Below are 20230 nucleotides of genomic sequence, written 5' to 3'. Positions count from 1 at the left end.
AGGAAAATGCTATGATTATGACCTATGAATGGGCTGAAATAACTGACTTTGCAGATGAGTTGAGCCAAATGATTCTACAATCAGAGCAAGCCGATCTTTATCGAGAAGCTTATGACTCTGTCTATAACGATAAAAATCTAGCAAATGAAATCCATGCCTTTGCTAGGTTAAAAGAACAATATGAAGAAGTTCAACGCTTTGGCAAATATCATCCAGAATACTCGCGTGTGATGAAGCAAATCCGGGTGGATAAGCGTCGCTTAGATTTAAATGAAAAAGTAGCCAATCTGCGTTTGATGGAGAACGAGCTTCAGGATCTAATGGATCAAGTAAGCTTTATCATCGGCCGATCGGTATCAGAGGCAGTGAAAATCCCGTCCTCTAATCCGTTTTTCTCTTCAGACTCTTCCTGTGGAAGCAGCTGTGGCACTGGTGGCGGTTGTTCGTGTTCGGCATAACGACTCGACTTCGAAAATTTTCATAAAAAAAGTGCAACGATTGCGTTGCACTTTTTTTATGCCTATTATTCTGCAGTTTCTGAAATAGCAGCGACAGCAAGATCAGGGCGATCCGTTATGATGCCTTTTGCACCTGCATGAATTAATGCACGCATCGTGTCTGGTTCATCGATAACCCAATAATGTACCGGAATATTCAAATTCTCTAGAAATGCGATAAAGCGAGAAGAATCTAACCGGAACAGAGAAGACTTTACAGGAATCTGAAAAACATCTGCTCGTGGCTGATACAAATGCCCGAATTGACTATTAAAAGACGTAAACGCTTTCCGGACTTCATTTTCTCCGGCACCTATTGCTACACGATTTTGAGCATACAAATTAAAACGATCGATTTGTTCATCGTAGAAAGAAGTAACAGCCACGCGATCTTGGGCTCCGAGCGAATCAATCAGTCGCCACAGTTTTGAAGGCACTAAACTGCCCTCATACGTTTCTGGTGCATCCTTAATATCAATATTAATATATAGCTGCGGAAATTGTTCAATCAGTTCGCGCAACAAGACCACTTTTTCATTTTTGCCACGGTAGGAATGTTGTCCGTCTAAATCGATAAAATGATACCCGAGATCAAAAGCTTTTAATTGCTCGAGTGACATATCGGCAACTCTACCGGCTCCGTCTGTTGTCCGGTCAATAAATTCATCATGAAAAACGAGGATTTCTTCATCATTTGTCATGCGAATATCAATTTCAAAGCCGTGGACGCCAAGTTCGGCTGAGCGATTAAAGGCAGCCATCGTGTTTTCAGGTGCCAGTTTGGCACCTCCACGATGTGCCAGCACAATCGGCTGTTCGTAATTTAGTACTTCTTTAGCAGGACGTTGATTTGGATTAGCTAAAGCCTTTGAGCCTGCCCAAGCTGCGGCTCCAACGGCTACAGCTGCTAAACCGATAGTAGTCTTTTTTCCCATACTGTAAATTACCTCCCTGGATTTCTCTAATAAAAACAGTATAGCGAATAGTTTGCCGTACTGTCAGTTTATTCGGTTGCGGCTTTTTTCTTTCCTATGGTATTCTAGACTCTAAGAAAAGAGGGATAGTTATGCATGATCGCCAAGGCCTCATTGTCTATGTGCATCATTTGAAACAAGCCAAATCGCTACGGAAATTCGGGCACGTTCATTATATTTCACGTAAATTGAAATATGTAGTCCTTTATATGGACCAAGAAGTTATCGAAGCAACCAAAACAAAGTTGAACAAATTACCTTATGTGAAACAAGTACTCGAATCCCAACGGCCATTTCTTAAAACAGAATATGAAAACGCCAAGCCGGATAAAGCAAAGGAATATGATTACAAAATCGGTCTTTGATTATTGCATAGGCGGAATATAGTGATTTAATCTTAAAACTGAAATTAGATGGCTATGATAGATTTTTTTATCTGCATATACGGATGAGTGCTTGACTTCCATCTTGATGGGACTGTGTCCGAGTTCTGAAACGACTTGCTCAAAAACGGCTAAACGCTTAGAGTCGACTGGAATTCCTTCACGGCAAAGATAGATCGGCATAAAGTTTCCTTCCGAAGCCGGTTTAAATACTGCTGCAATTGACAATACATTGTGTCCCTGCGGATTTGTTGAAACAAATACAAATCCGTGCATAAAGCGTTGTTTGTTGCTTGTGATTAGCTCACGGAGCTCATAGATATCTCCGTACCCTTCTCCGAGTTCAATAAAACGTTGTATCATCATTTCACGTCCTTTCCAGTCTTCATTTTACCATTAGGCAGTTAAAATGCATCAAGAAAATCATTTAAGTTAGAGGCGATAAGTATGCGTGTTGTAGCAGGTTCTGTTAAAGGAATTCCATTGAGAGCGGTTCCGGGCAATTCGACCAGACCGACGACAGATAAAGTAAAGGAATCTATTTTCAATATGATTGGTCCATTTTTTGACGGAGGATACGCGTTGGATTTATTTGCAGGAAGTGGTGGATTGGGAATTGAAGCCCTAAGCCGTGGTATTGATCACGTCATCTTTACGGATAAAGACAAGCGGGCTGTTGAAACAATTCACGCAAACTTGGAAAAAGTCCGTTTAACCGACCGTGCTGAAGTTCACCGGGCAGATGCAGAACGTGCATTAAAAGCGATTAAGAAAAATGGTGTGCAGGCCAGGCTGTTGTTTCTCGATCCACCTTATCATATGAAAAAATCTTATGATTTGATGGACCAAGCGGGAGAACTAGGAATTGTGACAGAAGATGCGGTTGTAGTTTGTGAACATGATCGTGAAGTAGAACTTCCAGATCGAACGATGTATTTTGAACGCTATAAAAAAGAGCTTTATGGCAGTACGATGATTTCAATTTACCGCTATCAGGGGGAAGAAGGAGAGCAAGTTGACTAAAATTGCTGTAGTTCCAGGGAGTTTTGATCCGATTACCATGGGTCACTTGGATATCATTAAACGAGCATCTACTATTTTTGATGAAGTAAAAGTAGTAGTGATGAATAATTCTTCCAAAAATCCATTGTTTAATGTTGAAGAGCGAATGGAAATGATTGCGAAAGTTACAGAGTCTATGCCTAACGTCAAAGTGGATTCATTTTCAGGTCTTCTAATCGATTATTCAGTTGAAGTGCGGGCCAATGCCATTATCCGTGGTTTACGTGCTGTCAGTGATTTTGAATACGAAATGCAAATCACTTCGATGAACCGGTTTTTAAACGAAAATATTGAAACCTTATTCATGATATCGAATAACCAATACTCATTCCTTAGTTCAAGCATTGTAAAAGAAGTGGCGAAATATCAAGGCAATATTAACGGCCTAGTTCCTGATGTAGTTGAAAAAGCACTTCAGTTGAAATTCCAATAAGTCACGAATCTCGTGACTTTTTTTTGTAGATTTGACAAAGCGCAAGATGCTGGTTAAAGAAGGGAAGAATTTGATGAAAAATAAACGATTATTCATTTTTGTTCTCGTCATAGCACTGGTGATTTTTCTTTCTTCCTATCAACTAGATGCTTATGTAACGAGACCAGGCGGGGCCTACGAGTTGTCACCGCTAGTCGAAGTTGCCGGAGGAGATGAAGACGATGAGGGCAGTCTCAGCTTAATGACGGTCTCGATGCTGACGGCTACACCGGCACTTTACGTATGGGCGAAAGTTCGAGATGGTTATAAAGTTCTTCAGCCTGAACAAGTAAGAAGCCCTCATGAGAGCGACGAAGAATACAATGTACGCCAGTTAAAACTAATGTCTGATTCACAAGTGAATGCGCTGCAAATTGCATTTGAGCAAGCAGAACTTCCTTACGAAATTAGCAATAATGGTGTCTTTGTCTTGAGTGTTCTGATGGGAGGGGCTGCAGACGGCGTCTTATCACCAGGTGATCGTGTGCTTGAGGTGGATGGCAATAAATTTACCGAAATGCAGCAATTTATCGATTACTTAAGCGACAAGAGGGTTGGGGACAGCGTGGAAGTTCTCTACAAACGCAAAGACCGCGAAATTAGTACAGACATCCAGTTAGCCCCATTGCCTTCAGACACAAAACGAGTGGGTTTAGGCATTTCTTTTGTTGAAGATAAAAGCATTGAAACGACGCCTGAAGTAGAAATTGATTCCGATACGATAGGCGGACCGTCAGCGGGACTAATGTTTACGCTTGAAATCCTCAACCAATTGGTGGATGAAGACATTACGAAAGGCTTTAACATTGCTGGTACCGGTACAATGGAAAGTGATGGTTCAGTCGGTAGAATCGGTGGCATCGACCAAAAAATTATGGCAGCCGACTCTGCAGACATTGACATTTTCTTTGCACCGAGTGAACCAGTTGAGGGTGGTGGTGACAGCAATTACCAAACGGCTGTTGAAACCGCTGAGAAAATTGGAACACCAATGAAGATTGTTCCAGTCGAAACAGTTGAAGATGCGTTAGCTTATTTAGAGGAGCTTCAGCCCCGGTAAATTGGGGGAGTCGTAAACTCTTTTTTTAGATGAACTGAGCCCATGCCTTGTAAATACATGGTGGTGGCGTGAATATCAAGTTTTCCCATTGGGTCGCCCAGATCAGCTGCGCGACTTATGAGGGGAAGCGTGATGTTCTTTTTTTTGTGGTTTAAATAGTGTTTTCCGCTGTTAGACATACCGAGAAGCCTAACATAAGTGGGAGAGTCAAAAGACCTTAGCATAGACCACGTGAAGCCTGTATAGATGTGCGTTAACATACGTTGAATCCGAGTTCGCGTAAAACGTTTTGATTTGACTAGTGAAATAAAGGATTCAAAGTTGTCGGCTGTTTTTGCCGACTGGTAAATTAGATTTTCAATACCTTCTATTACTTCAGCGCAGTGTTTTATTTGTTCAGGGCCTGAACGCAAAATAGTAAACCGCAGCAAAGGGTAGAATTGCTCCCAGCTGCCAAAGCAGCTATATTCGTCTTGCGCTTTTTTTAATAAGGCAATTGAAGATTCAGGCATATAAGTGGATAGTTCATCAACCGAATCTCCCTTAAAAAAAGCTTCACGAATTCCAGTAGCACTGGCAATCGGCAGACCTGTTTCTATTGAGTCGTGATAATTTGCACCAATCCGTTGAATGGTCAACGGTTTCATAGAGGAACCCAAATTTTGAGCAGCTTCTAGGTAATGAAACCCTAAAATATTATTGGGTTGCGTTAAATTCGCAAAATTCGGTTGCTTGCCTGTCAAAGTTAAGTAGGAATTGTTCAAGGCTTTTGGGTAGCTAATGCCAGTTTGAATAGCGTCATGGATAAGTTGTTGATAGTTGTCGGACTGCTCAGTCAATAACTGCAAAGAATTCAAAAAAGGGTCAATCGTTCCTTGTTCGCTGCCAAAACAAAAAGAGTCACAGCCGATTGCGTCAAGTAATGCAATTCCGCCTTTCGCGAAATCGGCAGCTTGTGCCGTAGCATAAACGTAAGGAAGTTCAATTACCAAATCGATACCCGCATCTAACGCCATTTGTGTCCGTTTCCATTTGTCCGTAAATGCGGGTTCACCGCGTTGCAAAAACTGGCCACTCATGACCGCAATGACGAGGTCGGCACCAGACGCTATGCGTGCTTGTTCAGCATGGTGGCGATGTCCGTTGTGGAAAGGGTTGTATTCAACAATAATTCCTACAGCTTTCAATTTGTTCACCTCTTTGGTAGAATTAACTCCAGTATACCGATGTTTGAAATAGAGTGACAAGATTTTTTCTTGACATCTTTTTCTGTGCATTATATAATCAACTTTGTTGTCTTGAGGTGATTACTTATGAAAATAGCGATTCAACAGCTTCAAAAGCATCGCAAAGACGGACTGCCAATTGACCAAATGGTTCATTTGGATGCAGTGAAATTACGGAATAGCGATATTCGGGAAATTTCACCTGTACATGTTACAGGACATTGCACAATTGGTTCGCAACAATTAACGTGCCAACTCCATCTCGAAGGTATGCTTACGCTACCTTGTGCTAGAACTTGGGAGGATGTTGAGTTTCCGATAAACGTTGATACGGTTGAAGTCTTTGATTGGTCTGGAAAAGGTCAAGAAGACAAGCTTAGTGATGTTCACTTTGTAGAAACTGAAGTTATAAACCTTCAGCCACTACTAGAGGAACTTGTTTTGCTGGAGATTCCGATTCAAGTGTTTAAGGAAGACGCTGATCAGTCTGTTATAAAAGGCGGAAATGATTGGTCGTATTCAACAGACGAAGAGTACGAAGCAGAGAAAGAAGCGGCACCACCAAAACCGGATCCAAGACTTGCTGATTTAGCAAAGTATTTTGATCAGTCAGATGAATAGAATTAGTGTAAGGAGGTGTCACCAATGGCTGTACCAGCTAGAAGAACGTCCAAAACCGCTAAAAGAAAGCGCCGTACACATTTTAAATTGTCAGTGCCGGGCATGGTAATTTGCCCAAGCTGTGGCGAAAGTAAATTGGCTCACCACGTCTGCAAAGCATGTGGATCATACAAAGGGAAAGAAGTAGTAGCAAGCAAATAAAACAGTATTTGTTGCTGAAAGGTTATTGAGAGGCCATGGCTCTCGATAGCCTTTTTCTCTATACATAAATAAGTGCGAAACTCCTATATGAAAACGGGATGAAGAGAGGGATTTTTGTGTCTTATACGATCGACCTGACGGATGGCATCATGACGTTTACCATTGATCGGCCCCATATACGCAATGCAGTGAACAATGAAGTGACAGCAGGACTTGAAGAATTAGTCGTTAAAGCGCAACAAGCAAGTGTCCAGATGGTCGTTATTACAGCTTCTGGTAAACAGGCTTTTTGTTCAGGTGGTGATTTGTCAGTGTTTCATACCTTGCGAACTGAAGAGCAGTCCTATCGCATGTTAAAGCGGATGAGTGATGTGCTGTATTCAATCAAAACGTTGCCTGTGCCGGTAGTTGCGGTCGTTAATGGCACTGCTGTTGGGGGTGGCTGTGAAATTGCCACAGCATGCGATTATAGGCTTGTGTGGAGTCATGCGAAATGTGGCTTCATACAAGGCACGCTCGCTATTACGAGTGGTTGGGGTGGCGGAACTTATCTATTGGAAAACTTGCAGCACGATCAAGCATTAAAAATGCTCAGTGAAGCAAACGTATACACGGCTAGTGAACTGAAAGAATTTGGCTGGGCATCGGTGATTGTTGATGACGAGCAAGATGTTGAGGCATTTTTTAGTCAGATGAAAAAAATTCATCCGGACGTGCACCGGGCTTATAAAGAAATAGCCATTCGCAAATGGCAAAAAACAGATTTAGCTGAACGGGTCGAACAAGAGGTTAGAAGATGTGCTGTGTTGTGGGAACGAGATGCACATCACGAAGCAGTCGACCGCTTTCTCAATAAAACAAAAAAATGAAATCCTTTTTGAGAGGGTTTCTTTTTTTATTCAACTACCAAATGAGTAAAGCGGTTTTAAACAAAATAAAAGAAATATTTCAACGAATAGTTGAAATCGCTTACAAAATTCGTATATGCTATAGAAGGGAGAAAACATAGGGGGTATTTCAAATATGAAGAAAATCCTAATCGCGAACCGGGCAGAAATCGCACGTCGAATTATTCGGACATGCAATCGCCTTGGAATCGAGACAGTCGCTATTCACTCTGAAGCAGATGGGGATCTGCCTTACGTCAGTGAAGCGACTGAAGCTGTACTGATCGGTCCAAATCCGGTCGTACAGTCTTATTTACAAATCGACAAAATTATTGAAGAAGCTAAAAAACGTGGAGTTGATGCTATCCATCCGGGATATGGTCTGCTGTCGGAAAATGCCGATTTTGCACGCAAAGTGGCGCGAGCCGGAATGATTTTTATCGGCCCTTCAAGCGACATCATCGAAAAAATGGGTGATAAGATCGAATCTCGTAGAACGATGATTCAAGCAGGAGTACCGGTTGTTCCAGGAACTGAAGAAGGCGTGACGACGCTTGAAGAAGCTTTGCAACAAGCGGTGGAGATTGGTTATCCATTAATGTTAAAAGCAAGTGCAGGTGGTGGTGGTATTGGCATGGTTCGCTGTGAAAATGAGCAAGCGCTCACTCAACAATTCGACTCGGTAAAAAATCGCGCCAAAGCTTATTTTGGAGATGACGTTGTGTATCTGGAGAAGTTTATCGCGGATGCGCGTCACATCGAAGTACAAATTTTTGGGGATCATCACGGCAATCTCGTTCATTTATATGAACGAAATTGTTCAGTTCAGCGCCGCAACCAGAAAGTGATTGAAGAATCGCCTTCGCCCAATTTGCCACTGGATGTTCGTGAACGTCTTTGCGCCGCTGCATTACAAGCAGGAAAAGCCGTGAATTATACGAATGCTGGAACCGTCGAATTTATCGTCGATTCTAATAATGAATTTTATTTTCTTGAAATGAACACGCGTCTTCAAGTAGAACATCCGGTTACTGAAGAAGTTACGGGGCTAGATTTAGTTGAGTGGCAACTGACTGTAGCTGACGGGGGCAAACTACCTTCTCAAGACAAGATCCAAACGAAGGGACACGCTATTGAATACCGGGTTTACGCAGAAGATCCTAAAACTTTTTTCCCGTCTCCTGGAAAGCTTGAAAAACTCCAGTGGGGGGAAGGCGCACGAATTGAGACTGGCTATGAAGAAGGCAATCAAGTAACTCCTTTTTACGACCCAATGATTTCGAAAATCATCATACATGGTAGTGATCGTGCAGATGCATTATCAAAATCACAAACTTTTTTTAATCGTGTTACAATTAATGGCGTAAAAACCAATATTCCTTTATTTAAGGAATTTATTGGATCAGAACAATTTGTCTCAGGCAATTATGCAACGGCAGTATTACCGGAATGGATGGAAAAAACAAAGGAGGAACACACATTATGAAAGAACTAAAAGCGTCAATGGCAGGAACGGTATTAAACATATTAGCAGCTGAAGGACAGGCAGTAACAGCAGGGCAGGCGGTTTTAACAATCGAATCGATGAAAATGGAAATTCCAGTAGAAGCTGAAGTTGGCGGCAAAGTGGAGAAAATTCATGTGGAAGTCGGCAGCTTTGTTAATGAAGGCGACGTACTGATGACTGTCGGAGAATAATCGGTAAAGCAAAGGGGACAACGAAATGACAAAAACGACTGAAACAACAGGATATAACGAACGTCTAGAACAAAAACTTTCAAAGATTTTTGCTGGGGGGCAGCAAAAATATCACGACAAAATGAAAGAAAGCAATAAACTCTTTGTCCGTGATCGGCTGAAATTATTATTTGATGATGAAAACTACGCGGAAGATGGGCGTTTTGCTAATGTAGAGGCGGCTGACTTGCCAGCTGATGGCGTTGTCACAGCTATCGGTAAAGTAAACGGCGAAACAGTTTGTGTGATGGCGAATGATTCTACTGTAAAGGCAGGTTCTTGGGGTTCACGCACTGTTGAAAAAATTATTCGCATTCAAGAAACAGCAGAAAAAATGCAAGTACCGATGCTGTACTTAGTGGATTCTGCGGGTGCGCGTATTACAGATCAACTGGACATGTTCCCAAACCGCCGCGGTGCAGGTAAAATATTCCATAACCAAGTAAGGATGTCCGGCATGGTTCCACAAGTATGTCTACTATTTGGACCATCTGCTGCGGGTGGCGCCTATATTCCGGCTTTCTGTGACATCGTCATTATGGTTGAAGGCAACGCCTCTATGTACTTAGGATCACCGCGCATGGCGGAAAAAGTTATCGGTGAAAAAGTGTCGCTTGAAGAAATGGGTGGCGCCCGTATGCACTGTACGGTTAGTGGTGTGGGCGATGTTTTAGTGACAACTGAAGAAGAAGCCATTTCAGAAGCGCGTCGCTACTTGACGAACTTTCCATCAAACTTTGCCATCAAGCCTGAAAAAATTGCGGCTAAAGCAGCGAAAGCAGGGCGATCGCTAGAAGCAATCATCCCAGAAAACCAAAATGCGCCATTTGATATGTATGAACTGATTGATCAAGTAGTCGATGAAGGTAGCTTTTTTGATATTAAAAAATTATTTGCCGGTGAATTGATTACTGGTATCGCGCGAATTGACGGTCAGGTTGTCGGCATTCTGGCTAACCAGCCAAAAGTAAAAGGTGGCGTATTATTTGGTGATTCAGCTGATAAAGGCGCTAAATTTATCAATCTTTGTGACGCGTTCTCGATTCCATTACTGTTCCTCGCTGATGTTCCTGGCTTTATGATTGGAACGAAAGTAGAACGTGCCGGTATTATTCGCCACGGCGCGAAGTTTATCGCTGCGATGAGTTCTGCAACTGTACCGAAAATTTCAGTTATTGTGCGAAAAGCATACGGAGCTGGTCTTTACGCGATGGCAGGCCCTGCATTCGAGCCGGACGTTTGTATCGCATTGCCAACAGCGCAAATTGCAGTAATGGGTCCGGAAGCGGCTGTTAATGCTGTTTATTCAAATAAAATTGAAGCCATTGAAGATCCAAAAGAACGACTTAAGTACGTTCAAGAAAAACACCAAGAATACAAAGAAGAAATCGATATTTATCGCTTGGCATCTGAAATGATTATCGACGAAATTGTGGCACCTTATCAATTGCGTTCAGTCCTTTCACAGCGTCTATCTTTTTACGAAACAAAAGATTTGCCGTTGCCATATCGAAAACATCCGATTTATCCTGTATAATAAAAACTATTATTGGAAGTCTGCCTAATATGGGCAGGCTTCTTTTTTAAGAAAATTTTTGGCACTGTAAGGAGTGATTTTATGAAATTTGCAATTATTGGAGCTGGAGTCACCGGATTGTTGACGGCTTATCTATTAAAAAAAGCCGGTCATGAAGTGCAAGTGATTTCGCAACAGCAAGAACAAGTGGCGTTGATTAATGAGAACGGAATTATACATGGTGAAAATCGTCAGCAACTGACCGCTTATGCGGATCTCGAGCACATCGATTCGGATGCTTTTGTTGTGTTGACAAGCACTTACGAAGAGCTGTCACCGATAGTAAGATTGTTGAAAATTCGGTGTGCAAGCAATAAAATTATTTTTCTGCAACAAGGAATGCTGTTTTTAGAAAAAGCGAAAACTTTATCACATCGCCATATTGCAGCAGCAATTCTGGAAACGGATTGTGTCAAATTGAGTGACACTGAAATTCACTTTGACAAAACTCCACAAGTGACGTTCGGATTAGTCAAAGGTCACGTGGAGGAATTCCAAGGTCTTCTAAAGGCGGCGAGTTGGAAAGCTATTTGGGTAGAACGTGTGGAAGCGCAGCTATTTGAAAATGTGTTGCTTGCCAGTTTAATCGATCCACTAACAGCTATGATGAAAATTCAAAACGGTGAGCTGGTTACTAATCCTCATGCTTATGAGTTGTTTAGAAATCTATATAATGAACTTTATCTCGCATTTCCAGAAATTGAATCGCTACAACCTATTGAACTTGTAGCAGCTTCGTGTGCGGCAGAGCCTAATGCTATATCACGAATGCTGGCAGACCGTCTAGCGGGTGATCCAATGGAGGTTGAGGGATTGATGCTGTATGTGTTAAATCGGACGAAGTTGGAATTGCCACTCTTTAAATCTTTATATCATCTTTTGAAAACAGTTGAGGTAGCAAAATGACGATAATATCTACAATTGGAACTGTTTTTCTTTATATTCCTTTTCTCCTTTTCGCTGTTATTTATTTTCTTTCACTGAAAAGAAGAAAAAGAAAAGCGTTAGGCTTAGCATCGGATATAACAACATTTGTCTTGTTTTTTTCCGTGCCGGCTAGTGTAGAAATTTTATGGGGATATTCTATCTCTGCGTATATTTATTTTGTGGCGCTGGTATTGGCCATTATTCTTTTAATCATTGAATGGAGAACTGCTAAGGAAATTGAAATCATTCCGTTTTTTCGAAAGCTATGGAGAACGTACTTTTTGCTGCTAGCTTCTCTTTACGCGGTCGTATGGCTAATTGGCCTAGTGACAGTTATTGTTAAATCAATTTAGCAAGCGTATTTTTTTTCTTTAAGTGATGCGTTTGCTATAGTAGATTTGAATGTAAAGGGAAAAGGGGACTTTTTTTTATGAAGGTAGAGGAACAATACGTAGAGCCAACGAGTAAACTAATGAGTGATTATATAAATGGGCAATCGTCAATCCGCCATTATTTTTCATACGATCCGCAAATGGCATCATTTCCTGAAAGATTGAAAAAACTGCAAAACCATTCTGTTGATCGCCAGAAACTAGCAGGCATTATGCGAGCTTATATGGGACGCAGTGAAATGTCTAAAGCAGCAGAACACAACGTAGAGTATTTTGAAGCCGGTGCACCAGTAGTGGTCACAGGACAACAAGCAGGTATTTTAACAGGACCTTTATATACGATACATAAAGCGATATCGGTCATCATGTTAGCAAAGCAAGCTTCACACCAATTAGAGACACCTGTAGTGCCGTTATTTTGGATTGCTGGTGAAGATCACGACTTGGCTGAAATTAGTCATCTGTACCGGGAAGTCAGTGGGCGAGTGGACAAATTGAATATCCCACACGCTGAATATGGCAAAAGCTCAGCGTCTGCTGCAAAGCTTAATAAATCTAAAACTGCTTCTTTTTTAGAAGAGTATTTTCGCAGCATGCCCGAAACTGAGCACTCTAAAGAAATTCATGATTTGGCTTTTGGGTTATTAGAGCAGTCTATTTCCTTTACCGACTTTTTTGCGTCGCTTCTTCGCTATTTCTTCCAAGAAGAAGGCTTGCTTTATATTGATGCTGCAAATGAAGAACTACGCAAATACGAATCTCCTTACTTTATAAAAATGATTGAACAGGCAGCTGAAATTACGGAATCGGTTACAGCAGCAGAACAATCATTGGTACAAGATGGTTACAGTGCAGTAATTGGAACAGAAAAAACGGCAGCCAATCTGTTTATTACGGTAAAAGGAGAGCGTCTACTACTAGAACGTCAAAATCAAGAGTTTGTCGCAAATAATGGAGCCATCCGCTATACTCAACAGCAGCTTTTGGAAATTGCTCAACACAATCCAGAACTTTTAAGCAATAACGTCGTAACGCGCCCATTGATGCAGGAAATGGTCTTTCCAGTTTTGGCTTTTGTCGCAGGACCTGGTGAAATCGCTTATTGGGCGGCCTTAAAAGACGCTTTTGCATTGTTTAATATGGAACTACCAGTCATTATGCCGCGCTTGAGTTTAACCTTGATAAATCGTCAAACACAGCGTTTGCTGGAGAAATACGAATTGGACTTTGATGCTGTCGTCAGCGATCGTCAAATTACTGTGATGAGAAATAATTTGATGGGATCGATTCGTGAGCAAAAAGCAGAAGCGTTAATTGGCGAACTTCAGCAACAGGTTGACGAAATGTACAATAAAATCAATCAACAGTTTTCTTCAATCAGTAAAGGATTGACCCCAATCGTTGAAAAGAATTTACAGTTGCACAGTAAACAAATAAATTTCTTGAAGCATAAACTGCAAGATGAAGTGATACTTCAAAACAGTATTGAATTTGGTCATTATGCCGCTATTGAAAACGAACTATTACCTAACGGTGGATTTCAAGAACGCGTGTACAGTCCATTTGTTTACATGAATCAGTATGGAACTGGGCTTGTGAAAGACCTTTTAGCACTTCCGCTCTGTTATGACAAAAATCATAAGATTATTTATATTTGACTGAAAAAGCCTGCATATGTAGGCTTTTTTTATGTCAAAATAACTTGTTGAGATATTTTCCTGTAACAAACTTGAAATATTTCAAAAACAAGTGGTGACAAGTGGGGGATTGTGGTACATTTATTACAATAAGTGGGGTGAAGGGTATGTTCATGGGCGAATATCAACATAGCGTTGATGCAAAGGGACGGCTAATTGTGCCAGCCAAGTTTCGTGAACAGTTAGGTGACAGTTTTGTCATCACCCGCGGCCTGGATCAATGCTTATTTGGCTACACGATGAACGAATGGCAGAAAATTGAAGAAAAGCTTAAAGAGTTGCCAGTCACTAAAAAAGACGCTCGTGCTTTTACAAGGTTCTTTTTCTCAGGCGCTACAGAAGTGGAACTTGATAAGCAAGGACGCGTCAATATACCGACAACCTTAATTTCTCATGCTAAACTTGAAAAAGAATGCATTATCTTAGGTGTCTCCAATCGTTTTGAAATATGGGCAAAAGATTCATGGGAAAGCTATTTTGCAGAATCCGAAGATTCCTTTAATGAAATCGCGGAAAATTTAACTGATTTTGACTTTTAAAAAGTGAACGGGGGGAATGGATTGTTCAATCACACCACGGTTTTACTGCATGAAACTGTCGATGGTCTGAACGTTCGTCCTGATGGCATATATGTGGATTGTACGCTGGGCGGAGCAGGACACAGCGAATATTTGGTTCAGCAATTATCTGACCAAGGTCATTTATATTGTTTCGATCAAGACGCAACGGCAATAGCTCATGCAAAAGAAAAACTACAAGATTATTTACATAGAATCACCTTTATCCATGCCAACTTTAAGTTTTTAAAAGAAGAATTGGAAATGCGTGGAGTGGAAAAAGTCGATGGCATACTTTATGACTTAGGCGTCTCTTCTCCTCAATTGGATACACCAGAGCGAGGCTTTAGTTACCATAATGATGCGCCTCTGGATATGCGAATGGATCAAAGTGCTGAACTTAGCGCTTATCATGTAGTAAATGAATGGTCTTTCGAAGATTTAGTAAGAATTTTCCATCGCTATGGTGAAGAAAAATTTTCTAAACAAATCGTACGCAAAATCGAAGCTGCAAGAGAAAAGCAACCCATTGAAACAACTGGCCAATTGGTCGAATGCATCAAAGAAGGCATTCCTGCTTTTGCTCGTCGCAAAGGCGGTCATCCTGCAAAACGTGTATTTCAAGCCATTCGTATCGCAGTGAACGATGAACTTGGCGCTGCTGAAACTTCTCTGCAGGACGCAGTCAATGTTCTTTCAATCGGTGGAAGAATTAGTGTAATCACTTTTCATTCGCTTGAAGATCGACTGTGTAAAGCCATATTTAAAGAAGCATCTTCACTTCCTGAATTGCCGCCGAATTTACCGGTAATTCCAGAGGGAATGGAGCCAATCCTAAAACTTATTACTAGAAAACCTATACTGCCTTCAGAAGAAGAGCTAGCACATAATAATCGATCAAGGTCCGCTAAATTACGAATTGCAGAAAAAATAAACGAGTAAGGGCGTGTTCAGATGGCACTGAATGCAAGAACTGAAATTTATATCCAACAGCCGGCCACTCCTCAAAATCCGAGTCAGCAACCGGCAAGAAAAAAAAGTTTAATTACTAAAGGTGAAAAAATTTTATATTCGACTTTTATAACAGTTTGTATTATGTGTGCATTGCTGGTTTTGCAGAATCAGTCAACGATTCAAGCGTCAACTCAAGAAATTCAAACAATTGAACAATCAGTCAATGAAAAAACGAAGCAAAACACAGATTTGTCGGTACAGGTGAGCGAATTATCTTCCTATGAGCGCATTTGGTCAAAAGCAAAAGAACTTGGCCTTAAGTTAAATGAGCAAAATGTAAAGGTAGTGCCTGGACAATGAAAAAAAAGTTTCGATTTCAAGGAGGAGCCTTTCTGCTGTTTTTGTTATTTGCAGGGCTCTTTTTCCTTTTACTGGCAAGAATTGTAACAATACAAGCCACGGGTAAAGTGGAAGGGCAAGAACTCGCTGCTAAAGCTGCAGCGAAATACAGCCAAGAAGAAGTGTTAACTGCTGAACGTGGACGTATCATCGACCGTAATGGAGAAATTATTGCTGAAGACACATTGACATATAAACTGGTTGCAGTACTCGACGAATCGGTTACTCAAAAAGCGAGCGACCCGCAGCATGTAGTGGATGCCGAAGAAACTGCTGAGAAATTGGCGGGGTATTTGGATGCTTCGGAAGAAAGCATTTTAGAAACTTTGAAAACAGGGATTGAAAAAGACCGTTATCAAGTGGAATTCGGTTCTGCTGGTCGTGAAATCAGTCATACACAGATGCTAGAAATGAAAGAAGCAGACATTCCAGGTCTTTTATTTGTTCGAGATTTAAAACGACTATATCCTAACGGTGTCTTTGCTTCGCATTTAATCGGCTATGCCATGAAAGAAGAGTTAGAAGATGGTGAAACAAAAACAACCGGTAGAATCGGACTAGAATCGATACACAACGAAGTATTAACCGGTAAAAACGGGAAAATGGAATTCGATACCGATAAATGGGGATTCCTCTTGCCGAATAATGAATCTGTTATTACTCCAGCAGTTAATGGCGCAGATGTCCAACTGACATTAGATAAAACCTTGCAGAATTTTTTAGAAGACGCAATGACCAGTGTGCAAGAGGAATACGATCCGACACGTATGATCGCTGTAATCGCTGATCCAAAAACAGGTGAAATTTTAGCAATGTCTCAGCGTCCGACATTTAATCCCAATACGCGAGAAGGTTTATCTGATAACTGGCTGAACGAAAGCATCGAATTGACCATTGAACCTGGCTCTCCAATGAAGATGTTTACACTTGCTGCTGCAATCGAAGAAGGCAAATGGGACCCTGACGCAACTTATAAATCAGGGACTTACACCTTACTGGACAGTACGATTGGTGACCATAACAGTGGAGAAGGATGGGGAACTATCTCGTTTCTAGAAGGTTTCCAACGCTCCTCTAACGTATCAATGGCATATTTACTGGAACGACTCGGAGCAGATACCTTTATGACTTACGTGGATGCTTTTGGTTTTGGTGAAAAAACAGGCATTGACTTACCGAAAGAGGCAACTGGAAAAATATTGGATCAATATCCGATCAATAAATTGACGACCGCATACGGACAAGGGTCTACAGTGACTCCGATTCAGATGATTCAAGCAGCATCGGCAATTGCAAATGACGGCGTTATGATGAAACCATATGTTATTGATCAGATTAAAAATGCCGACACAGGAAAAGTCACTGTTAAAAGTGAACCGCAAGAAGCCGGACAACCCATTTCAGCTGAAACAGCTGATCAAGTTAGAGAAGTTTTAGCTTCAACTGTCACTTCTGAAGTAGGATCAGCACGAGGATTTGCATTGCAAGATTACACAATAGCAGGCAAAACAGGGACTGCCCAAGTTCCAAAAGAAGGCGGTGGCTATTTAAAAGGACGAAACAATTATTTGTTTTCTTTCCTTGGTATGGCACCTGCTGAAGATCCTGAATTACTGATCTATATTGGTGTTCAACAACCGAACGTACCGGCCGATGAATATGGTTCTGTACCGGTCGCCAAGATTTTTACATCTGTCATGGAAAATAGCTTAAAGTATTTAAATATTGAGCCAGAAAATATGGCGAAAGCGACCACGATGCCTGTTGAAGAATATACAGGTAAGTCCGTAACCGAAGCCACGGAAGAATTGAAAGAATTAGGACTAGAAGTTATTGTTACCGGAAATACTGGAGAAGTTATCTCTCAGTACCCAAAAGTTGGGAGTACAGTGTTAAAAGGTGGGCGGGTGATTTTAAAAACTTCTGGGGAAACGGCTTTGCCTAATTTCAGTGGATGGTCTAAACGCGAGCTACTCGCATATCAATCCTTAAGCGGATTGTCGCTAGAAATTGCTGGGCAAGGATATGGTTTAACGCAAAGTGTTGAAGAAGGCCAACTGGTGAAGGAAAATGAGCCAGTAGTCATCGAACTTCATCCACCTGAAATATACTATCCTGCTCGCGCAGAAGCCAAAGCAAAAGAAGAACTACAAGAAACGGTTAACCCTGAAGTTGAAGAACTAGAAGTAGATTCAACTTCAGAAACACAAACAGACGAAACAACCGAGTAATCTCGTGTTAAAGGAGCTCTATAAATGAATAGTTATGTAGTAATGGGTTTAGGAATTGCTTTATTGTTAACGGTTATACTAATGCCAGTATTTATACCGTTATTGAAACGAATGAAATTCGGACAAAGCATACGTGAAGAAGGACCTGAATCACATATGAAGAAAACGGGTACGCCGACTATGGGCGGTCTGGTATTCCTAATCTCAATCATTGTCACGGTGTTGCTAGTCGCTTGGTTTGCTGACTTGGTAACTGCTAAAATACTAATTTTATTGTTGGTGCTTTTTGGATATGGCTTGATTGGCTTTTTGGATGACTTTATCAAAGTAGTACTAAAGCGCAATCTAGGGTTAACATCGCTACAAAAATTAATTGCTCAAATCGTTATAGCGGTCATTTCATTCTTTGTTTTGAGTGGGACTGACTTTGAGACAGGTGTCACTATTCCTTTTACTGACATCTCATTTGAGTTATCATGGCTATACGTGTTCTTTATCGTCTTTTGGTTGGTTGGATTTTCCAATGCAGTTAATTTGACAGATGGTCTAGATGGATTGGTAGCTGGAACAGCGTCTATTGCATTTGCTGCATTTGGTGTATTAGCTATTTATCAAGACGAAGTAGGCATCGCGATTTTCACTTTTTCTGTAACAGGCGGACTGCTTGGATTCTTGATCTTCAATAAATATCCTGCAAAAGTCTTTATGGGCGATACAGGTTCGCTAGCATTAGGTGGGGCACTTGCAATGGTCTCGATTTTACTAAAACAAGAATTATTGTTGTTGTTAATCGGATTAGTTTTTGTTATCGAAACAGCTTCAGTTATTTTACAAGTAGGTAGCTTTAAATTGCGTCAAAAACGAATTTTTAAAATGAGCCCTATTCACCATCATTTCGAGTTGAGCGGTTGGTCAGAATGGAAAGTGGTCCTTGTTTTCTGGTCAGTCGGTCTTATCAGTGCGGCAATCGCCGTCTTTTTGGAGGTAATGTAAATGAAGGAAGCTCCACATTTATATCAAAAGAAAGTCCTGGTTTTAGGGTTAGCGAAAAGCGGATTTACTGCTGCTCGTATTCTTCACAAGCTAGGTGCATTTGTTACCGTTAACGATTCTAAGCCTTTTGAAGAAAATCCTGAAGCACAGGAATTATTGAATATGGGCGTTACCGTTATTTGTGGCAGACATCCTGAAGATTTGTTAGAAGAGGGCTTTGAATTAGTTGTCAAAAATCCAGGAATTCCTTATTCCAATGTATTGATTGAGTCAGCGATAGAAAAGCAAATTCCAGTGTGGACTGAAATTGAATTGGCTTATTTAATTAGCGAAGCTCCCTTTATCGGAATTACGGGCTCTAATGGTAAAACAACAACAACTACTTTATTGTTTCATATGCTCAACCAAGACAATAAAAATCCATTAATTGCAGGAAATATTGGAACAGTAGCAAGTGGAGTCGCAGAAAAAGCAAAAGTAAAAAATATAATTGTAACGGAATTGTCTTCTTTTCAGTTGAAGGGAACTGTAGATTTCCGTCCAGATATCGCAATTATTACAAATCTGTATGAAGCGCATTTGGATTATCATGGATCAATAGAGGATTATCGAGCTTCTAAAATGAAGCTGACTGAAAACCAAACAGCAGAAGATTACTTTATCTATAATGCAGATCAACCAATTCTAGTCGAGCATGCAAAGAACTGCAAAGCGCAACTTATTCCTTTTACGTTGCAAGGACGCACCGCTACAAGTATCAGTGCTGACGATCAATTTGTTTATTGGCAAGGCGAAAAATTGATTGAACGTTCGAAGATTATGCTGGGTGGCCAGCACAATCTGGAAAACATTTTGGCTGCTACAGCAGCAACTTTGATTCAAGGCGGAACAAAAGAAACCATTACACGTGTCTTAACGTCATTTACGGGTGTAAAGCACCGTTCTCAATTTATTGTTGAGTGGCAGGGGCGCAAATTCTATAACGATTCAAAAGCTACCAATGCTTTAGCGACTAAGAGCGCATTGGAAGCTTTCCCGAAAAACATCATCTTATTAGCGGGTGGATTAGAGCGAAACCATTCACTTGAAGAAATTCGTCCATTTATGAATCGTGTCAAAGTATTAGTGACCTTAGGTGAAACAGCAGCGCGGTTCACGACGTTTGCAAAAGATTGTGGTGTGCCAACGATAGTTCAAGCAGGAAAAATGGACGATGCAGTTGACAAAGCAATTAAAGAATCTGCTAGTGGCGATACAATTCTTCTATCACCTGCTTGTGCAAGCTGGGACCAATACGATAGTTTTGAAATTCGGGGCGATGCTTTTATTACAGCAGTTCAACAAATGACAGAAGCAAACGAATAATAGATAAGGGGCAGCAATT

23 protein-coding genes are annotated in these 20230 nt (G+C 41.0%); 20 read left to right on the top strand and 3 right to left on the bottom strand.

The genetic code is table 11. The annotated features are described in order from the left end of the window. Window positions 1-11: 11 nt before the first annotated feature. Complete coding sequence (locus tag AJGP001_RS11780; RefSeq protein WP_058384849.1) at window positions 12-458, top strand: YlbF/YmcA family competence regulator; 447 nt, start codon at window positions 12-14, stop codon at window positions 456-458. Window positions 459-523: 65 nt separating this feature from the next. Here AJGP001_RS11780 and AJGP001_RS11775 read toward each other — a convergent pair whose 3' ends face one another. Then, entirely contained in the window at window positions 524-1432 is a 909-nt protein-coding gene (locus tag AJGP001_RS11775; RefSeq protein ID WP_071153604.1) for a glycerophosphodiester phosphodiesterase family protein, read from the bottom strand. Between the two features lie 131 nt (window positions 1433-1563). On the opposite strand from AJGP001_RS11775, the gene AJGP001_RS11770 reads away from it, so the two are divergent. Continuing rightward, entirely contained in the window at window positions 1564-1836 is a 273-nt protein-coding gene (locus tag AJGP001_RS11770; protein ID WP_058384851.1) for a YlbG family protein, read from the top strand. On the opposite strand, the gene AJGP001_RS11765 is transcribed toward AJGP001_RS11770, so the two are convergent. Beyond that, window positions 1837-2217 (bottom strand): DUF7147 family protein, encoded by a 381-nt coding sequence (locus AJGP001_RS11765; protein WP_058384852.1) that lies wholly within the window; start codon window positions 2215-2217, stop codon window positions 1837-1839. 84 nt (window positions 2218-2301) lie between these two features. On the opposite strand from AJGP001_RS11765, the gene rsmD reads away from it, so the two are divergent. The 3 genes from rsmD (at window position 2302) to AJGP001_RS11750 (ending at window position 4448) form a co-directional block, all read left to right on the top strand. Then, window positions 2302-2877, top strand: a complete 576-nt coding sequence (gene rsmD, locus AJGP001_RS11760; protein ID WP_071153605.1) for a 16S rRNA (guanine(966)-N(2))-methyltransferase RsmD — start codon at window positions 2302-2304, stop codon at window positions 2875-2877. After that, the gene (gene coaD, locus AJGP001_RS11755) at window positions 2870-3349 is read left to right on the top strand and encodes a pantetheine-phosphate adenylyltransferase (protein WP_071153606.1); all 480 of its coding nucleotides are present in this window, start codon (window positions 2870-2872) and stop codon (window positions 3347-3349) included. Before rsmD ends, coaD begins: the two co-directional genes overlap by 8 nt. Window positions 3350-3422: 73 nt before the next feature. Further along, window positions 3423-4448 (top strand): SepM family pheromone-processing serine protease, encoded by a 1026-nt coding sequence (locus AJGP001_RS11750; protein ID WP_078080576.1) that lies wholly within the window; start codon window positions 3423-3425, stop codon window positions 4446-4448. On the opposite strand, the gene AJGP001_RS11745 is transcribed toward AJGP001_RS11750, so the two are convergent. Continuing rightward, a complete protein-coding gene (locus tag AJGP001_RS11745; RefSeq protein WP_078080575.1) occupies window positions 4436-5635 on the bottom strand; it encodes a nucleotidyltransferase in 1200 nt (399 codons plus the stop codon). The genes AJGP001_RS11750 and AJGP001_RS11745 overlap by 13 nt on opposite strands. A 126-nt stretch (window positions 5636-5761) precedes the next feature. On the opposite strand from AJGP001_RS11745, the gene AJGP001_RS11740 reads away from it, so the two are divergent. The 15 genes from AJGP001_RS11740 (at window position 5762) to murD (ending at window position 20211) form a co-directional block, all read left to right on the top strand. Continuing rightward, window positions 5762-6295, top strand: a complete 534-nt coding sequence (locus AJGP001_RS11740; protein WP_058384857.1) for a YceD family protein — start codon at window positions 5762-5764, stop codon at window positions 6293-6295. 24 nt (window positions 6296-6319) lie between these two features. Next, window positions 6320-6496, top strand: coding sequence for a 50S ribosomal protein L32 (gene rpmF / locus AJGP001_RS11735; RefSeq protein ID WP_006828847.1), 177 nt, complete (start codon window positions 6320-6322; stop codon window positions 6494-6496). 116 nt (window positions 6497-6612) lie between these two features. Next, window positions 6613-7365, top strand: a complete 753-nt coding sequence (locus AJGP001_RS11730; RefSeq protein WP_078080574.1) for an enoyl-CoA hydratase/isomerase family protein — start codon at window positions 6613-6615, stop codon at window positions 7363-7365. A gap of 154 nt (window positions 7366-7519) precedes the next feature. Next, window positions 7520-8869 (top strand): acetyl-CoA carboxylase biotin carboxylase subunit, encoded by a 1350-nt coding sequence (locus AJGP001_RS11725; protein ID WP_071153609.1) that lies wholly within the window; start codon window positions 7520-7522, stop codon window positions 8867-8869. After that, a complete protein-coding gene (locus AJGP001_RS11720) occupies window positions 8866-9081 on the top strand; it encodes a biotin/lipoyl-containing protein (RefSeq protein WP_058384860.1) in 216 nt (71 codons plus the stop codon). Before AJGP001_RS11725 ends, AJGP001_RS11720 begins: the two co-directional genes overlap by 4 nt. 25 nt (window positions 9082-9106) lie before the next feature. Next, window positions 9107-10657, top strand: coding sequence for an acyl-CoA carboxylase subunit beta (locus AJGP001_RS11715; protein WP_078080573.1), 1551 nt, complete (start codon window positions 9107-9109; stop codon window positions 10655-10657). An 81-nt stretch (window positions 10658-10738) separates the two neighbouring features. Next, window positions 10739-11602: a ketopantoate reductase family protein gene (locus AJGP001_RS11710; RefSeq protein WP_071153610.1), complete on the top strand. Its 864-nt coding sequence runs from the start codon at window positions 10739-10741 to the stop codon at window positions 11600-11602. Then, the gene (locus AJGP001_RS11705; RefSeq protein ID WP_071153611.1) at window positions 11599-11976 is read left to right on the top strand and encodes a DUF3397 family protein; all 378 of its coding nucleotides are present in this window, start codon (window positions 11599-11601) and stop codon (window positions 11974-11976) included. The genes AJGP001_RS11710 and AJGP001_RS11705 overlap by 4 nt, the downstream gene beginning before the upstream one ends. 77 nt (window positions 11977-12053) lie before the next feature. Then, window positions 12054-13673: a bacillithiol biosynthesis cysteine-adding enzyme BshC gene (gene bshC / locus AJGP001_RS11700; protein ID WP_071153612.1), complete on the top strand. Its 1620-nt coding sequence runs from the start codon at window positions 12054-12056 to the stop codon at window positions 13671-13673. A 146-nt stretch (window positions 13674-13819) separates the two neighbouring features. After that, window positions 13820-14251 carry a division/cell wall cluster transcriptional repressor MraZ gene (gene mraZ / locus AJGP001_RS11695; protein WP_071153613.1) on the top strand — a complete coding sequence of 144 codons (432 nt, stop codon included), beginning with the start codon at window positions 13820-13822 and terminating at the stop codon, window positions 14249-14251. A 21-nt stretch (window positions 14252-14272) separates the two neighbouring features. Next, a complete protein-coding gene (gene rsmH / locus AJGP001_RS11690; RefSeq protein WP_058384866.1) occupies window positions 14273-15211 on the top strand; it encodes a 16S rRNA (cytosine(1402)-N(4))-methyltransferase RsmH in 939 nt (312 codons plus the stop codon). 12 nt (window positions 15212-15223) lie between these two features. After that, a complete protein-coding gene (gene ftsL, locus AJGP001_RS11685) occupies window positions 15224-15583 on the top strand; it encodes a cell division protein FtsL (protein WP_058384867.1) in 360 nt (119 codons plus the stop codon). Then, window positions 15580-17853 carry a penicillin-binding transpeptidase domain-containing protein gene (locus AJGP001_RS11680; protein ID WP_071153614.1) on the top strand — a complete coding sequence of 758 codons (2274 nt, stop codon included), beginning with the start codon at window positions 15580-15582 and terminating at the stop codon, window positions 17851-17853. The genes ftsL and AJGP001_RS11680 overlap by 4 nt, the downstream gene beginning before the upstream one ends. 24 nt (window positions 17854-17877) lie before the next feature. After that, on the top strand, window positions 17878-18846 hold the full coding sequence (gene mraY / locus AJGP001_RS11675) for a phospho-N-acetylmuramoyl-pentapeptide-transferase (RefSeq protein WP_071153615.1): 969 nt from the start codon (window positions 17878-17880) through the stop codon (window positions 18844-18846). Then, complete coding sequence (murD, locus tag AJGP001_RS11670) at window positions 18847-20211, top strand: UDP-N-acetylmuramoyl-L-alanine--D-glutamate ligase (RefSeq protein WP_071153616.1); 1365 nt, start codon at window positions 18847-18849, stop codon at window positions 20209-20211. It abuts the gene before it with no gap. Window positions 20212-20230: the final 19 nt, after the last annotated feature.

It is taken from the genome of Planococcus faecalis, assembly GCF_002009235.1.
GTDB lineage: Bacteria > Bacillota > Bacilli > Bacillales_A > Planococcaceae > Planococcus > Planococcus kocurii.
Note: the sequence above shows the minus strand (reverse complement) of the source record. Positions and strands in the feature narration are given on the sequence as shown.

Coding starts and splice junctions, on each gene's coding strand:
- AJGP001_RS11780 (WP_058384849.1), top strand. CDS start 12: ATGATTATGACCTATGAATGGGCTGAAATAACTGACTTTGCAGATGAG.
- bshC (WP_071153612.1), top strand. CDS start 12,054: ATGAAGGTAGAGGAACAATACGTAGAGCCAACGAGTAAACTAATGAGT.
- AJGP001_RS11710 (WP_071153610.1), top strand. CDS start 10,739: ATGAAATTTGCAATTATTGGAGCTGGAGTCACCGGATTGTTGACGGCT.
- AJGP001_RS11750 (WP_078080576.1), top strand. CDS start 3,423: ATGAAAAATAAACGATTATTCATTTTTGTTCTCGTCATAGCACTGGTG.
- AJGP001_RS11775 (WP_071153604.1), bottom strand. CDS start 1,432: ATGGGAAAAAAGACTACTATCGGTTTAGCAGCTGTAGCCGTTGGAGCC.
- rsmD (WP_071153605.1), top strand. CDS start 2,302: ATGCGTGTTGTAGCAGGTTCTGTTAAAGGAATTCCATTGAGAGCGGTT.
- AJGP001_RS11680 (WP_071153614.1), top strand. CDS start 15,580: ATGAAAAAAAAGTTTCGATTTCAAGGAGGAGCCTTTCTGCTGTTTTTG.
- AJGP001_RS11770 (WP_058384851.1), top strand. CDS start 1,564: ATGCATGATCGCCAAGGCCTCATTGTCTATGTGCATCATTTGAAACAA.
- AJGP001_RS11725 (WP_071153609.1), top strand. CDS start 7,520: ATGAAGAAAATCCTAATCGCGAACCGGGCAGAAATCGCACGTCGAATT.
- mraY (WP_071153615.1), top strand. CDS start 17,878: ATGAATAGTTATGTAGTAATGGGTTTAGGAATTGCTTTATTGTTAACG.
- murD (WP_071153616.1), top strand. CDS start 18,847: ATGAAGGAAGCTCCACATTTATATCAAAAGAAAGTCCTGGTTTTAGGG.
- AJGP001_RS11720 (WP_058384860.1), top strand. CDS start 8,866: ATGAAAGAACTAAAAGCGTCAATGGCAGGAACGGTATTAAACATATTA.
- AJGP001_RS11740 (WP_058384857.1), top strand. CDS start 5,762: ATGAAAATAGCGATTCAACAGCTTCAAAAGCATCGCAAAGACGGACTG.
- mraZ (WP_071153613.1), top strand. CDS start 13,820: ATGTTCATGGGCGAATATCAACATAGCGTTGATGCAAAGGGACGGCTA.
- AJGP001_RS11705 (WP_071153611.1), top strand. CDS start 11,599: ATGACGATAATATCTACAATTGGAACTGTTTTTCTTTATATTCCTTTT.
- AJGP001_RS11715 (WP_078080573.1), top strand. CDS start 9,107: ATGACAAAAACGACTGAAACAACAGGATATAACGAACGTCTAGAACAA.
- AJGP001_RS11765 (WP_058384852.1), bottom strand. CDS start 2,217: ATGATACAACGTTTTATTGAACTCGGAGAAGGGTACGGAGATATCTAT.
- ftsL (WP_058384867.1), top strand. CDS start 15,224: ATGGCACTGAATGCAAGAACTGAAATTTATATCCAACAGCCGGCCACT.
- rpmF (WP_006828847.1), top strand. CDS start 6,320: ATGGCTGTACCAGCTAGAAGAACGTCCAAAACCGCTAAAAGAAAGCGC.